The sequence below is a fragment of the Bacillus sp. CR71 genome, assembly GCF_003429245.1.
Taxonomy (GTDB): Bacteria; Bacillota; Bacilli; order Bacillales; family Bacillaceae_G; genus Bacillus_A; species Bacillus_A thuringiensis_S.
The window spans coordinates 4,469,709-4,484,180 of sequence record NZ_CP031748.1 but is presented as its reverse complement, the minus strand read 5'-3'; the positions used below and the strand labels follow the sequence as shown (position 1 = coordinate 4,484,180).

Sequence of the window (14,472 nt, the reverse complement as noted above, 5' to 3'; positions counted from 1 at the left end):
AAAATGCATAATGTTGTTATTACAGCTGCAGTTCGTTCGCCAATTGGAACTTTTGGAGGAGCGCTAAAAAATGTAACGCCAGTAGAATTAGCTGTTCCTGTACTTCAGGAAGCTGTAAAACGAGGCGGGGTAGAACCAAATGAAGTTGATGAAGTAATTTTAGGTCATTGTATTCAAAGAACTGATGAAGCAAATACGGCGAGAACAGCTGCATTAGCGGCAGGATTTCCTGACACAGTTACGGGATATACAATCCAACGTCAATGTTCTTCAGGTATGCAAGCAATTATGTCAGCTGCAATGCAAATCCAATTAGGTGTAAGTGATGTTGTTGTTGCAGGTGGAGTAGAAGCGATGAGTTCGAGCCCTTATGCATTGAAACAGCACCGCTGGGGACAACGTCTACAGCACGGAGAAATTCGTGATACGGTGTGGGAAGTGTTAGAAGATCCGATTCACCATATTATGATGGGTGAAACAGCGGAAAATTTAGTTGAACAATATGAAATTACAAGAGAGGAACAAGATGAAGTTGCTCTTCGCAGTCATACATTGGCACTGAAGGCAATCGAGTCTGGACACTTTGACGATCAAATTGTTCCTATTACAATAAAAGAACGTAGAAAAGAAGTAGTATTTTCGAAGGATGAGCATCCACGTGCAGATATTACAGCGGAAAAATTAGCAGGGTTAAAACCAGCATTCCGTAAAGATGGGTCTGTAACTGCAGGTAATGCATCTGGCCTGAATGACGGAAGTGCAGTTCTAGTATTAATGAGCGAAGAAAAAGCAAAAGAAAAAGGCTTACAACCGTTAGCTAGAATTGTTGGATATTCAGTAGCTGGAGTAGACCCGAAAATTATGGGTATTGGACCAGCACCAGCAATCCGAAAAGGATTAGAGAAAGTAGATTGGTCATTAGAAGATGCAGATTTACTGGAAATTAATGAAGCTTTCGCGGCTCAATATTTAGCTGTAGAGAAAGAGTTAGGCTTAGACCGTGAAAAAGTGAACGTAAACGGTAGTGGCGTAGGACTTGGGCATCCAATTGGTTGTACAGGGGCTCGTATTACAGTAAGTTTAATTCACGAATTAAAAAGACGTGGTTTAGAAAAAGGAATTGCCTCTTTATGCGTTGGTGGCGGTATCGGGGTTGCCTTATTTATAGAAGCACTATAAAAAAGAAGCAGCTATTGCTGCTTCTTTTTTTATGACTCAAATAGATGATGGAATAATCGATCGCGATTTTCAAAGAAAAGTTTCGTCGTTTGATAATGCTCGGTTTCTTCTAATGTGGATTCGTGAATCCCCTCTTGTGTTAAAGAGTATATAGTAGATTCAGGGTAAGCCATTAAAATAGGAGAATGCGTCGCAATAACAAATTGTGAACCTTGTTCAGCTAGTTCGTGCATTCGAATGAGCATGGAAAGTTGTCTCATCGGTGATAGAGCTGCCTCAGGCTCATCTAAAATGTATAAACCTTGTCCTGAAAAACGATTCATAAATAAGGAAAAGAATGATTCACCGTGTGATTGTTCGTGTAGTGAGACACCACCATATGAATCAATAACTGGATTTCCGCGTGCTTCTGGATCAGCATCCATTTCATCAATATAAGAAGCGACGTTATAAAATGATTCAGCGCGAAGAAAGAAACCGTCGCTTGGTGTATTGAAACTTTTTGAAATTCGAAGGTATTCATGTAAAGATGAATGTGAATCGTTTGTGCTAAAGCGGAAATTCTTCGTTCCACCTTCTGCATTAAAACCTAACGCAATTGCAATTCCTTCAAGTAATGTTGATTTACCCGTTCCGTTTTCTCCAATAATGAATGTTACATTTGGATGGAAAGCTAGTGATTGTAATGTTCGGATAGCGGGTAAGCAGTAAGGATATGCGGAAAAACTAGGGATATTTTCTTTTTTTAATGTGACATTTTGTAAAAAGGGTACGTCAATCAATATATAAACCTCAATTCATAACGGATTTTGAATCTAAAAAGGTAGCAAATACAAGTGTTAATGACACCTGAATCCCTTCCTTATTTTCTGAATATTTTATGTGGATTATATCATTTAAACTATCATATTCCAATGTGAAAATAAATATTGCATGAAGTTCCATTCTCTCGTTATGATAGATGGTATTCTATTGAAAATGTGAGAAGGAGTTAAAGTATGCCGTTTACATTTGCACATCCAGCAGCAGTTCTCCCTTTTACGAAAAAGTATTCTAAACATATTTCAGTAACGGCTCTTATATTAGGTAGTATGTCGCCTGACTTTGAATATTTCTTACACTTTAGACCGTATGGTGTAATTGGGCATACGTGGCTGGGGTTCTTATATTTAAATTTACCACTTGTCTTCTTATTAGCATACATATATCATTACATTTTAAAAAAGTCTTTTATAACACATTTACCTAAGCCATTTGCTGGCTACTATACATATGCAGTAGACAAGGGGTGGGGTCTTCATACATGGAAGGATCTTTTTGTATTTTGTTATTCAGCATTATTCGGTATGTTAACGCATGTTGTTTGGGATGCATTCACTCATAAGACAGGCTATTTTGTTATGAAAATACCATTATTGCAAAGAGAATGGTACGGTATCTCTGTTTATAAATATATGCAACATGGAAGTACATGTATTGGTTTTCTATTATTAGCATACGTTTTATGGAAGCATAGAAATGAAATGGGTAAAGACTTTATTTTAGCTTCGGAAAAAAGAAAGTATTGGATTTCAGTAATTGTTGTGGCAACTATTATATTTATCGTGTATGTGTTCCTAGATCCCTATTTTCATATTTTCCAAATTGGAGGTATAATAGTATCTGGACTGACAAGTTCATTTTGTGGACTTTTCATTGTTTCTATAGTTTACAAAGCAAGGGATTAATTTTATATTCATGAATGATAGCGTTAGGAGAAATGAAATGATGAAAGCATGGAAAAGTATTTTTGTTTTATGTAGTTTTCTTCTTATGTTAAGTGGTTGCTTCCATCAAGAAGAAAAGAAAGCTGAACCGAAGAAGAAAGAATCTATTCCTGAAACAAAAGAATATGGTGGGCGTGAGCTGAAAAAAGTAGGACAAAAAGTGAAAGAAACAGGCTGGGGTACTTTCATGTTAGAGCAGATGCATTCTGTGAATCAAACATTTGAAGTAGCGCCAATGAAAATTCACGTACAAGATGTGAAAGTAATCTCTTTATCACAGATGAGTGAAAAGGCAAAAAATACATTGAAAGTATACACGGCACTAACTCCTGAAGAAGTAAAACGTAGATTAGGGGATAAAGTAAGCCAAGAAGATGCAGAATTATATGCATCGCTAAGTGGAACAGAGATTAGTAATACAATTCGTTACGTTGAGATTACATATAAAGTGGAGAATAGCGGAAATAAAAATATGCAATTTTTCTCTATGAATGATGTTATAATTAATGGTAAGCAACATTTTAAAGTAGCGACTCAAAACTTTTTATATGACGAAGATACGTTAGTTGGTACAAAAAATGTATCAAGAGAAGACTATAAGCCTGGTGAAACAAGAGATGGGATTATTGGTTTAATACTTGACGATGGAAAAGACAAGGTAAAGGATATTCAGTTTATAACTGATGATTTACTTGCAGGAGATTCAGAAACACAAGATGTTGTAAAAGAGCCACAAACGTTTAATATCTCACTTTCGGAGTAATGTGTTTTTAAAATAATGTAAGACAAAACAGTCAGCACTCAAAAGATTATGCTGACTGTTTTTTTATTTCTTTTATGTATGAATCTACATTTTGAAAAGGTACCTTAATTTTAAACGCATCTTTTTGTTTATTAAATTGCTTTTCATTATAGGGACCGAAACGTTTATTGTGCTTTACGTCAATAATCCAATAATGTTCACTTTTTTTATTTGCAATTGCTGCGTCAGGGTTATTTGGATCTGATTTTTCCTCAGTTTGTTTTGCAATAATGTATTTATCATCCCAAGCAATGTCTGTAATTTTTGCAGGGATGTATTGTGTGGCATATACAGCATCTTGCGAGGGGAAAAGTTCAAATGCATTTCCAGAAGTACGTATGAGCTCGTATTCATCGTTAACCGTATAAGTTAAGTGACTTGTGTTTCCTGTACAACCAGTTAATAGGAAGGCGACGAATAGGATTATCCATTTTTTCAATATGGGAACCTCCTTTATAATGCTATTGTAACAAATTGTACAAGAAAAGTAAGAGAAACGCTAGTTTACAATGTTTTTTAGAAGTGGTACGATGAGACGGGTAAAGAAGGATATGAAGGAGTCGACATAAAATGAAGTTAAAGATGCATCGTCCAGCGCTTGTAATGAATCGCATAGGTGCTTCCCTAATTGACATGTTTTTAATCTCGGTTATGTATGGTGCAGTAGTAGCTATTATGACCGGAAACTATAGTGCTATGTTTAAGCGCTTTAATATAAGTTTAGGTGATTTTAGATATGATTTCGCAGTAGTTTTCATATTAATGGCGATATATTTTATTGTGTTACCCTTTATTTGGAACGGTGTTACACTTGGCAAAAAGGTAACGAGAATAAAATTAATTTCATTGAAGAGTGAAAAGCTAACGTTGCAAACATTAATTATAAGATTTTTTGTATTGTTATTGCCGAACGTATTGCTATTAGGAATTCCATTAATATGTAACGTATATATGATGTTGTTCCGCAAAGACAATTGCGGTTTTCAGGACTTAATTACAAAGACGAAAGTAATAAGTCTTGTATAATGAAAAAAGACCTTTTTATCCATAAAATAAGAAGGTCTTTTTTTGTTATACTACAATTTATGTAATAATATCATTTTGGGTTTTAATAGATTGAAAATTAAGAAAATGTTATAATGATTAAAATAATATCTTTATATAATAAGGGGGAAATTGAAATGACTGGAGGTAGTGTAATCTTTTGGGGGATTTTAATTTTCATCGGTTTAGTTTTCGATCAGCGTAATAGTAGGAAAAAAGAAGGAGTAAAAAAGTAATCGCTTACAAACGAATGAGCAATTTTTCTTGCTTGCAGATTAATCTTATAAAGGAGTATACTGAATGACGGTAAGACTTATAGAAGGGGTAATGAAAATGAAGCTTGCAGGAAAAGTTGCTATCGTAACTGGCGGTGGCATCGGTATTGGACGTAATACAGCTCTTTTGTTGGCTAAACAAGGCGCAAAAGTTATTGTGACGGACATTGATCAAGAGAGTGGACAAGCAACAGTGGAGGAAATTATGAATCTAGGCGGAGAGGCACTTTTTGTATCCTATGATATGGGAAAGCAAGGAGATTGGCAACGCGTTATTAGCATTACTTTGAATGCATTCAGTCGCATTGATATGCTTTTTCAAAATGGTGGTTTATATAAAATAGATTCTATTTTTTCTCGCCAACAAGAGAACGATTCCAATGTACTTTGTATTAATGACGTTTGGATAGAGATAAAACAATTAACGTCATCTTTTATGAAACAGCAAGAAGAAGTGGTGCTTAGTGATTTACCGATTTTCGGTATTATTAGCACGAAAGGACAATCATTTCATACAGTAGAAGCCCTAGTATAATAATGAAAACCGCCCTCAATATATGTGGACGGTTTTTTTGTATGTTATATAGAAGGAAATTTCTTTAGCGAATACGTTGTTCTGTTTGGCTGTCAAAGAAATGCGCTTTATTTAAATCAAATGCCAATTTAATTTGATCTCCAGGTGAGAATATATGTCGTGCATCAACACGTGCTGCAAAATCTTGATTTCCAAGTTTCATATATAAAATAGATTCAGCACCTAACAATTCAGCAACTTCAATTTTTGTTGTGAAAGTAGTAGATTGTGAAGCTTCTAAAAATAGTAGTTCATCATGAATGTCCTCCGGGCGAATACCTAAAACAATTTCCTTATTTACATAGCCTTGTTCACGTAGCATCTTCATTTTTCCTTCAGATACTTTGATTTTTATGGTATTGTCTATAACGAAATCGGTTTCAGTCAATTTACCACGAAAGAAGTTCATCGCTGGTGACCCGATAAATCCACCCACGAAAATGTTTTCTGGTGTTTCATATACTTCTTTTGGAGTTCCAATTTGTTGAATCTTTCCATCCTTCATAACGACAAGACGTGAAGCCATAGTCATTGCTTCTGTTTGGTCATGTGTTACATAAATTGTTGTTGTTCCAAGGCGATGATGTAGCTTAGAAATTTCTGAGCGCATTGCAACACGGAGTTTAGCATCTAAGTTTGATAATGGTTCATCCATTAAGAAAACTTTTGCATCTCGAACGATTGCTCTACCTAACGCAACACGTTGGCGTTGTCCACCTGATAATGCTTTCGGTTTTCTATCTAAATATTGTTCAAGCCCTAAAATTTTTGCTGCATCTTTCACACGACGATCGATTTCATCTTTTGGTATTTTTCGAAGTTTTAATCCAAATGCCATATTATCATATACACTCATATGTGGATAAAGAGCGTAGTTTTGGAAGACCATTGCGATATCTCGATCTTTTGGAGGAACATCATTCATTAGTTTACCATCAATTGAAAACTCGCCTTTTGAAATATCTTCGAGTCCAGCTACCATTCGTAATGTTGTAGATTTTCCGCATCCAGAAGGACCGACAAATACGATAAATTCTTTATCTTGAATGTGTAAATTAAAATCGGTTACAGCTGTTACGTTATTATCATATATCTTATAAATATTTTCTAATTTAAGTTCTGCCATGGTATTTCCCCCTAGAAATAATTATGCAAACGTTTTCTTTGAGTTCATTATAAACGAATAGATTCAAAAAATAAATAAAAAAATAAAACGTTTTCATTTATTGAAGAGTTATTAGTAATTTTCGTATGTTTTCTTAGAAAAAGAACAATAAAAATTGTAAGCGCTATTTTAAATTGAGATAGAATCTGTTATCATTCATTAATGAAAACGTTTGCGCCTTAAAAAAGAGAAAAATGAATTATGAATGAAATGGGGTAGCATAATGGAAAAACAATGGTGGAAAGAAAGCGTAGTATATCAAATTTATCCTCGTAGCTTTATGGATAGTAACGGTGATGGTATAGGAGATCTTCAAGGGATTATTTCAAAGCTAGATTATTTAAAAGAGTTAGGGATTGATGTGATTTGGTTATCACCAGTCTATGAATCTCCAAATGATGATAATGGTTATGATATAAGTGATTATTGTAAGATTATGAACGAGTTCGGAACAATGGAAGATTGGGATGAGCTATTACATGAAATGCATGAACGTAATATGAAATTGATGATGGATTTAGTTGTTAATCATACATCTGATGAACATAAGTGGTTTATTGAATCACGTAAATCAAAAGATAATAAATATAGAGATTACTATATATGGCGTCCTGGAAAAGAAGGGAAAGAACCGAACAACTGGGGAGCTGCTTTTAGTGGGTCTGCATGGAAGTACGATGAAATGACGGATGAATATTATTTACATCTGTTTTCTAAAAAACAGCCGGATTTAAACTGGGATAATGAAAAGGTAAGACAAGATGTTTATGAGATGATGAAGTTTTGGTTAGAAAAAGGAATTGATGGATTCCGCATGGATGTGATCAATTTTATTTCTAAAGAAGAAGGATTACCAACTGTTGAAACAGATGAAGATGGCTATGTTTCAGGTCATAAACATTTTATGAACGGTCCAAACATTCATAAATATTTGCATGAAATGAATGAGGAAGTATTATCGCATTATGATATTATGACGGTTGGTGAGATGCCAGGTGTAACGACAGAAGAAGCCAAATTGTATACTGGAGAAGAACGAAAAGAGTTGCAAATGGTATTCCAATTTGAACATATGGATTTAGATTCAGGAGAAGGTGGAAAGTGGGATGTAAAACCATGCTCACTTCTTACTTTAAAAGAGAATTTGACAAAGTGGCAAAAAGCATTAGAGCATACCGGATGGAATAGCCTTTATTGGAATAACCATGATCAGCCTCGCGTTGTATCTCGTTTTGGTAACGATGGAATGTATCGCATTGAATCAGCAAAAATGTTAGCGACAGTTCTTCATATGATGAAGGGAACGCCATATATTTATCAAGGTGAAGAAATCGGAATGACGAACGTTCGATTCCAATCAATTGATGAATATCGAGATATTGAAACGTTAAATATGTATAAAGAAAAAGTGATAGACCATGGTGAAGATATAGAAAAAGTAATGGAGTCTATTTATATAAAGGGTCGTGATAATGCTAGAACTCCGATGCAGTGGGATGATCAGAATCACGCTGGATTTACAACAGGTGAACCTTGGATTACTGTAAATCCTAACTATAAAGAGATTAATGTGAAACAAGCAATCCAAGATGAAGGTTCAATTTTTTATTACTATAAGAAATTAATTGAGCTACGCAAAAATAATGAAATAGTTGTATATGGATCATATGATTTAATATTAGAGAATAATCCTTCTGTTTTTGCTTATGTAAGAACATATGGAGACCAAAAACTACTTGTTATTGCAAACTTTACTGCGGATGAAAGTGTATTTGAAATGCCTGAGGATATTAGTTATAGTGAATCAGAATTATTTATACACAATTACGATGTAGAAATCGGATCGATAGATAACATTACATTACGTCCGTATGAAGCGATAGTATTCAAATTGAAATAAGAAAAATCCTTATGCCACCTTGGCATAAGGATTTTTTGGATTACCATTTTAATATGGAGAATCCATATGGAGGAAGTGTAACTTGTAATACACTTGCTTCCGCTGAAAATTCTTCATTTGTATAAATGTTAATTATTTTCTTACCAGTAACATGAAGAGGGAGTGAAACTGTAACTTCACTATTAGTAGGGTTTAAAACGAAAAAGATAGTTTCATCCTCATATGTTTTCGTATAAGAAATATAATTATGTTCATCATTTGCTTCGATGAATTGAAAAGTACCATGTCCTCCAAAAGCTTCATGTTGTTTTCGTAATGAAATCAATGTTTGTATATGTGTAAATAATGCATGATCTTGTTCTTTAGTATCCCAAATCATACATTTACGGCAATCGGGGTCCATACCACCATCCATGCCGATTTCATCTCCGTAATAAATGCATGGAGAACCGATGAAAGAAAGATGGAATACATAGAGCAATTTCAACTTATTTTTATCTCCGTTGCATGTTGTTAAAATTCTTGGAGTATCATGGCTATCTAATAAATGAAAGGCTGCTTCATTTACATTCATAGAGTAGGAATGTAGAGATTCTGTAATTTGCTTCATGAACTCACTTGCTTTAATGGAATCGTTAGCAAAGTAAGAAAGTAGAGCGTTTGTAACAGGGTAGCTCATGACAGCATCAAATTGATCGCCTTGTAGCCATGGAAGGGCATCGTGCCAAATTTCTCCCAAAATATATACTTCAGGATTTAATGTCTTTATTTCAGTTCGGAATTCTCTCCAAAAATTGTGATCGACTTCATTTGCGACATCAAGGCGCCAGCCATCTATATTAAATTCTCGTACCCAATAACGTCCTACTTCAAGTAAGTATTCTTTTACATCTGGATGAGCTGTATTTAATTTAGGCATATACGGTGTAAAGGCGAAAGTATCATAATTTGGAAGTGGCTCGGTTATAATTGGGAATTCATGAATGTGGAACCACTCTTTATATGCGGACTTCTCACCGTTCTCTAGTACGTCTTGAAATTTCTCGAAAAAGTATCCACTATGATTAAACACAGCATCGAGCATTACTTTTATACCGTGCTTATGACATTCTTCAACGAGCTCTTTGAAAGTTTCTTTCGTCCCAAATTGTGGATCAATTTCCATATAGTCAATTGTGTCATATTTATGGTTTGAATGAGCTTTGAAAATAGGTGTGAAATATATTCCGGAAATGCCAAGCTTAACAAGGTAATCAAGGTTTTGAATAACACCAGAAAAATCTCCGCCGAAAAAATTAGTTGGAGTTGGATTCGCACTTCCCCAAGGAAGGGTGTTTTCTGGATTCAGCGTACTATCGCCATTAGCGAATCGCTCAGGGAAAATCTGATACCAAATGGTGTCTTTAATCCAAGATGGTGCTTTGAATACATCATCTGCATGAATAAATGGAAAACAGAAAAAGTTACCAACATCATCATTTGGAATGTTAGAAAAGAATCCTCGCTCTGTATAAATAAGAGTGTCTGTTTCAGATTTTAATTCAAACCCATAACGTAAGCGCTTAAATTTGGGTTCGATTGAAATGGACCAATAATCAAATAATGCAGTAGAACCCGTTTTTTTCATGGGTGTACTTGATGATATCCATTTCCCGTCTTTCCATTCGTAAGGATCACCGTAAATAAGATCGGCGCTTTGAATATCATCTCTCTTAGTACGTACTCGGATGTGAATTGTTTGTTCATCATAAGCGTATGCATAATTATCTTTCGGCCTATGATAAATGGCTTCTTTAAACATATAGAAAATCCCCCTTCAATATCTCTATACATAGTATTCCCTTAAGTGTAATAATAAAGCCTATATTGCAAACGATTGCCTTTCTCGTAGCTTTAATATTGCTTATAAGAGTAGTATTCATTTCATATAAAGTCAATGTATAAAGAGTATAATGACATAATTTTTAAATTAATATTTGCAAAATGAATAAAAGAATGTATAATGATAGACAAATAGCGCAAACGTTTTCATAGACCTTGGGATATTGTTTGCGCTTCAATTAAACTATTAAATGCAAACGTTTTCAGTTACTGAGGTACATAGACAATTTAGGGAGGTTTTTGGGATGAAGAAAGCATTATCATTATTAACGGTTTCAGCATTATCTATTGGTATGTTATCTGCATGTGGACCGAAAGATTCAGGGAAAAAAGAGGAAAGTAAAGCGAAAAAAGACTATGACCTTCTTGTTTGGGAAGATGAGAAAAAAGGTGTGGGTCTAGAGCCAGCGGTGAAAAGTTTTGAAAAGAAATATAATGTGAAAGTAAAAGTTGAAGAGGTTCAGATGACGAAACAAATAGAAAAACTTCGTCTCGACGGTCCAGCTGGCACAGGGCCAGATGTTGTAACATTGCCACATGATCATATTGGTAATGCGGTAACAGAAGGGCTACTTTCAGAAGTGAAAGTAGATGATACAGTAAAAAGTAAATTTACAGATTTATCAATAGAAGCACAAACATATAACGGAAAAATATACGGTTTACCAAAAGCGATTGAAACACCAATCTTTATTTATAATAAAAAAATGATGCAAAAAGCACCCGAAACGATGGATGAACTGTTTAACTTCTCAAAAGACTTTACGAAAGATGGAAAATACGGATTTTTAGCATTAGGAGATAACTTCTACTTTGCTAATGCATTTATGGCAGGTATGGGTGGTTATGTATTTGGTGAAAAAGATGGAAAGCCAAATGCAAATGATATTGGATTAAATAATAGCGGTGCGGTACAAGGTGCTGAATATATTCAAAAATGGTACAAAGAAAAGTTATTCCCGAAAGGTATTATCGGTGAATCTGGTGGTTCAGCTGCAGATGGATTGTTTAATGAAGGAAAAGCAGCATCTATTATGAATGGTCCATGGGCATTCCAAGCGATGGAAAAGGCTGGAATAGATTATGGTGTTGCTCCAATGCCGAAATTACCAAATGGTCAACCGATGAAAACGTTCGTTGGTGTAAAAGGATGGCATGTAACAAGCTTCTCTAAACAAAATGATTTAGCTACAAAATTTACTGAGTGGGTTACAAATGAAGAAAATGCTAAAATTCGCTTTGAGAAAACGAAAGAAATTCCACCAGTAAAATCAGTAATGGAAGATCCAATCATTAAAGAAAATGAGGCTGCAAAAGCGGTTGCGACGCAATCGGAAAATGGAATTCCAATGCCGAATATTCCAGAAATGCAGGAAGTTTGGAAACCAGCTGGGGATGCGCTTCAATTAGTTGTATCAGATAAAGAAGCACCAAAATCCGCACTTGATAGTGCAGTGAAACAAATTAAAGGTAATATTGAGGCAAATCATAGTAAGAAAAAATAAGGTGAAATTCGTGCCTCTAATATGAGGGGCACGAATTCTCTCCCTTCCATGTGGGAAGAAAAAAGGGGGAAGGAACATGCAAACATCTATGGAACCTGCAAAGGGGTTAAACCATTCAAAGCATAGGAAAATGGCAACCGTGTTATCAATCATTCCGGGCATGGGCCAAATATATAATAAACAATTTGTAAAAGGTCTTATTTTTCTAGTATTAACAGGTTCATTTATTGTAGCCTTTGCTGATTTATTAAATATGGGATTATGGGGCATTGTAACGCTCGGTACAGAAGTTCCACGTGACCATTCTGTCTTTCTATTAGTAGAAGGGATCTTGGCACTTATCGTTATCGCGTTTGGGCTCGGCATATATGCATTTAACTTATATGATGCATATCAAAATGGAAAGAAACGTGATATAGGAACACCGTTAAATTCTGTAAAAGAGCAATACCGTAATTTGTTAGATCAAGGCTTTCCTTATTTAATGGTTTCACCAGGTTTTCTACTACTTATCTTTGTTGTCGTATTTCCAATCATCTTCGTAATTTTAATTGGATTTACAAACTATGATTTATATCATTCTCCTCCAGCTAAATTAGTAGATTGGGTGGGTTTTAAAAACTTTATTGATATTTTCACATTACCGATGTGGAGAGATACATTTTTAAGTGTATTTTCTTGGACTGTCATTTGGACATTCGTTGCAACAACATTACAAGTTGCACTTGGTATTTTTTTAGCGATTATCGTAAATCAGCCTGGTATTAAAGGTAAGGCAATTATTCGAACAATCTTTATTTTACCGTGGGCTGTTCCAGCATTCGTATCTATTCTTGTATTTGCTGGTATGTTTAATGAAACATTTGGAGCAATTAATAACCAAGTATTAGCTTTATTCGGGATTGAAAAGATTGCTTGGATGACAGACCCGTTTTGGTCAAAGATTGCTTTAATTATGATTCAAACATGGCTTGGTTTCCCGTTCGTCTTTGCAATGACAACAGGTATATTGCAATCGATTCCAGGAGAATTATATGAAGCGGCTACAGTAGATGGAGCAACTGCTTGGCAACAGTTCCGCAAAATTACATTGCCACTTGTGTTATATGCAACAGCGCCAATATTAATTACGCAATATACGTTTAACTTTAATAATTTTAGTATTATTTATCTATTTAATAACGGAGGACCTGCTGTGTCTGGACAAAATGCAGGTGGAACGGATATTTTAATTTCATGGATCTATAAGTTAACGATGACTTCGGCTCAGTACGGAAAAGCAGCAGCTCTTACAATGATTTTATCGTTAATTGTTATTACAGTTGCGTTATGGCAATTTAAGAGAACAAAATCATTCCAAGAAGAGGATATGATGTAAATGAATATTAAACGACAAAAGATGCTACGTCTTTCATTAAGTTATTTAGTTATCTTCATAATGTGTGCGATTATTTTCTATCCATTACTATGGATAATTGGCTCATCGTTTAATCCAGGGGATAGTTTATCTGGGTCAAGTATTATTCCGAAAAATGCCACATTAGATCATTATCGCAAGCTACTTGATCTCGATTCAAGTAATTACTTACTTTGGTATAAAAATACTTTGAAAGTTAGCGTAATGACGATGATTTTCTCTGTACTAGCCATTAGTTTTACTGCTTATGCATTTTCGAGATATCGTTTTGTTGGAAGAAAGAATGGTTTATTAACATTTTTAATTTTGCAAATGATCCCGAATTTTGCAGCGTTAATCGCACTATATATATTAGCTCAGTTAACAGGATTACTTGATACACATCTTGCATTAATTTTAATTTATGTGGGCGGAGCAATTCCGATGAATACATGGATTATGAAAGGGTATTTTGATACGATTCCGAAAGAGTTGGATGAATCAGCACGAATGGATGGAGCAGGGCATTTCCGTATTTTCTGGCAAATCATTATGCCACTTGCAAAGCCAATCGTAGCGGTTGTAGCGTTATTTACTTTCATTGGTCCATTTACAGATTTCATTTTAGCGAGTATTATTTTGCGAACACCAGAAAATTATACTTTGGCAGTTGGATTATATGAAATGGTTGCGAAGAAATTCGGTAATGAATTTACAACGTTTGCAGCGGGTTCTGTGTTAATTGCGATCCCGATTTCAATTTTATTCCTATCACTACAAAAATATTTTGTTTCCGGTTTAACAGCTGGAGGTACGAAAGGATGAAAAATGGGACATTACGTCCCATTTTTCTTTTCATCTCCCTATAAATAACTTTATAGGGAGATGAAAAGAGATTTGACATCACATGTGAAAAGATGTCAAATAAATAGTATATTATAGTATAGGAAAAAATAGCTATATCCCTTACAATACATGAAGAGGG

At 34.8% G+C, this 14,472-nt stretch carries 14 protein-coding genes; 10 read left to right on the top strand and 4 right to left on the bottom strand.

Features of this window, described 5'->3' with window-relative positions:
• The first annotated feature begins 3 nt into the window (after positions 1–3).
• Positions 4–1,179 (top strand): acetyl-CoA C-acetyltransferase, encoded by a 1,176-nt coding sequence (locus DOS87_RS22345; protein WP_098578503.1) that lies wholly within the window; start codon positions 4–6, stop codon positions 1,177–1,179.
• Positions 1,180–1,208: 29 nt separating this feature from the next.
• Here DOS87_RS22345 and DOS87_RS22340 read toward each other — a convergent pair whose 3' ends face one another.
• The gene (locus DOS87_RS22340; protein ID WP_016077285.1) at positions 1,209–1,961 is read right to left on the bottom strand and encodes an AAA family ATPase; all 753 of its coding nucleotides are present in this window, start codon (positions 1,959–1,961) and stop codon (positions 1,209–1,211) included.
• A gap of 216 nt (positions 1,962–2,177) precedes the next feature.
• Between DOS87_RS22340 and DOS87_RS22335 the strand changes: the two genes are divergently transcribed.
• Complete coding sequence (locus DOS87_RS22335) at positions 2,178–2,906, top strand: DUF4184 family protein (protein WP_016077286.1); 729 nt, start codon at positions 2,178–2,180, stop codon at positions 2,904–2,906.
• 37 nt (positions 2,907–2,943) lie between these two features.
• Positions 2,944–3,708, top strand: coding sequence for a hypothetical protein (locus DOS87_RS22330; RefSeq protein WP_000973902.1), 765 nt, complete (start codon positions 2,944–2,946; stop codon positions 3,706–3,708).
• 46 nt (positions 3,709–3,754) lie between these two features.
• Here the strand turns inward: DOS87_RS22330 and DOS87_RS22325 are convergent, their stop codons facing one another.
• Complete coding sequence (locus DOS87_RS22325) at positions 3,755–4,186, bottom strand: DUF3997 domain-containing protein (protein ID WP_000758794.1); 432 nt, start codon at positions 4,184–4,186, stop codon at positions 3,755–3,757.
• Between the two features lie 131 nt (positions 4,187–4,317).
• Here DOS87_RS22325 and DOS87_RS22320 point away from each other — a divergent pair, with 131 nt between their 5' ends.
• The 3 genes from DOS87_RS22320 to DOS87_RS22310 all read left to right on the top strand — a co-directional run bounded on the left by DOS87_RS22320 (position 4,318) and on the right by DOS87_RS22310 (position 5,601).
• Positions 4,318–4,773, top strand: coding sequence for an RDD family protein (locus DOS87_RS22320; protein WP_000769078.1), 456 nt, complete (start codon positions 4,318–4,320; stop codon positions 4,771–4,773).
• 155 nt (positions 4,774–4,928) lie between these two features.
• Positions 4,929–5,027 carry a hypothetical protein gene (locus DOS87_RS22315; protein WP_000145659.1) on the top strand — a complete coding sequence of 33 codons (99 nt, stop codon included), beginning with the start codon at positions 4,929–4,931 and terminating at the stop codon, positions 5,025–5,027.
• Positions 5,028–5,091: 64 nt separating this feature from the next.
• Positions 5,092–5,601 (top strand): SDR family NAD(P)-dependent oxidoreductase, encoded by a 510-nt coding sequence (locus tag DOS87_RS22310; RefSeq protein WP_000218411.1) that lies wholly within the window; start codon positions 5,092–5,094, stop codon positions 5,599–5,601.
• Between the two features lie 64 nt (positions 5,602–5,665).
• On the opposite strand, the gene DOS87_RS22305 is transcribed toward DOS87_RS22310, so the two are convergent.
• Entirely contained in the window at positions 5,666–6,766 is a 1,101-nt protein-coding gene (locus DOS87_RS22305; RefSeq protein ID WP_000818934.1) for an ABC transporter ATP-binding protein, read from the bottom strand.
• A gap of 262 nt (positions 6,767–7,028) precedes the next feature.
• On the opposite strand from DOS87_RS22305, the gene malL reads away from it, so the two are divergent.
• Positions 7,029–8,705 (top strand): oligo-1,6-glucosidase, encoded by a 1,677-nt coding sequence (malL, locus tag DOS87_RS22300; protein WP_000415169.1) that lies wholly within the window; start codon positions 7,029–7,031, stop codon positions 8,703–8,705.
• 40 nt (positions 8,706–8,745) lie between these two features.
• On the opposite strand, the gene DOS87_RS22295 is transcribed toward malL, so the two are convergent.
• Positions 8,746–10,506, bottom strand: a complete 1,761-nt coding sequence (locus DOS87_RS22295) for an alpha-glycosidase (protein ID WP_000471785.1) — start codon at positions 10,504–10,506, stop codon at positions 8,746–8,748.
• A gap of 325 nt (positions 10,507–10,831) precedes the next feature.
• Here DOS87_RS22295 and DOS87_RS22290 point away from each other — a divergent pair, with 325 nt between their 5' ends.
• The 3 genes from DOS87_RS22290 (at position 10,832) to malD (ending at position 14,312) form a co-directional block, all read left to right on the top strand.
• A complete protein-coding gene (locus DOS87_RS22290) occupies positions 10,832–12,091 on the top strand; it encodes an extracellular solute-binding protein (protein WP_000709931.1) in 1,260 nt (419 codons plus the stop codon).
• A 76-nt stretch (positions 12,092–12,167) separates the two neighbouring features.
• Positions 12,168–13,469, top strand: coding sequence for a maltosaccharide ABC transporter permease MalC (gene malC / locus DOS87_RS22285; RefSeq protein ID WP_001194983.1), 1,302 nt, complete (start codon positions 12,168–12,170; stop codon positions 13,467–13,469).
• Complete coding sequence (malD, locus tag DOS87_RS22280; protein ID WP_208730126.1) at positions 13,470–14,312, top strand: sugar ABC transporter permease; 843 nt, start codon at positions 13,470–13,472, stop codon at positions 14,310–14,312.
• Positions 14,313–14,472 lie beyond the last annotated feature (160 nt).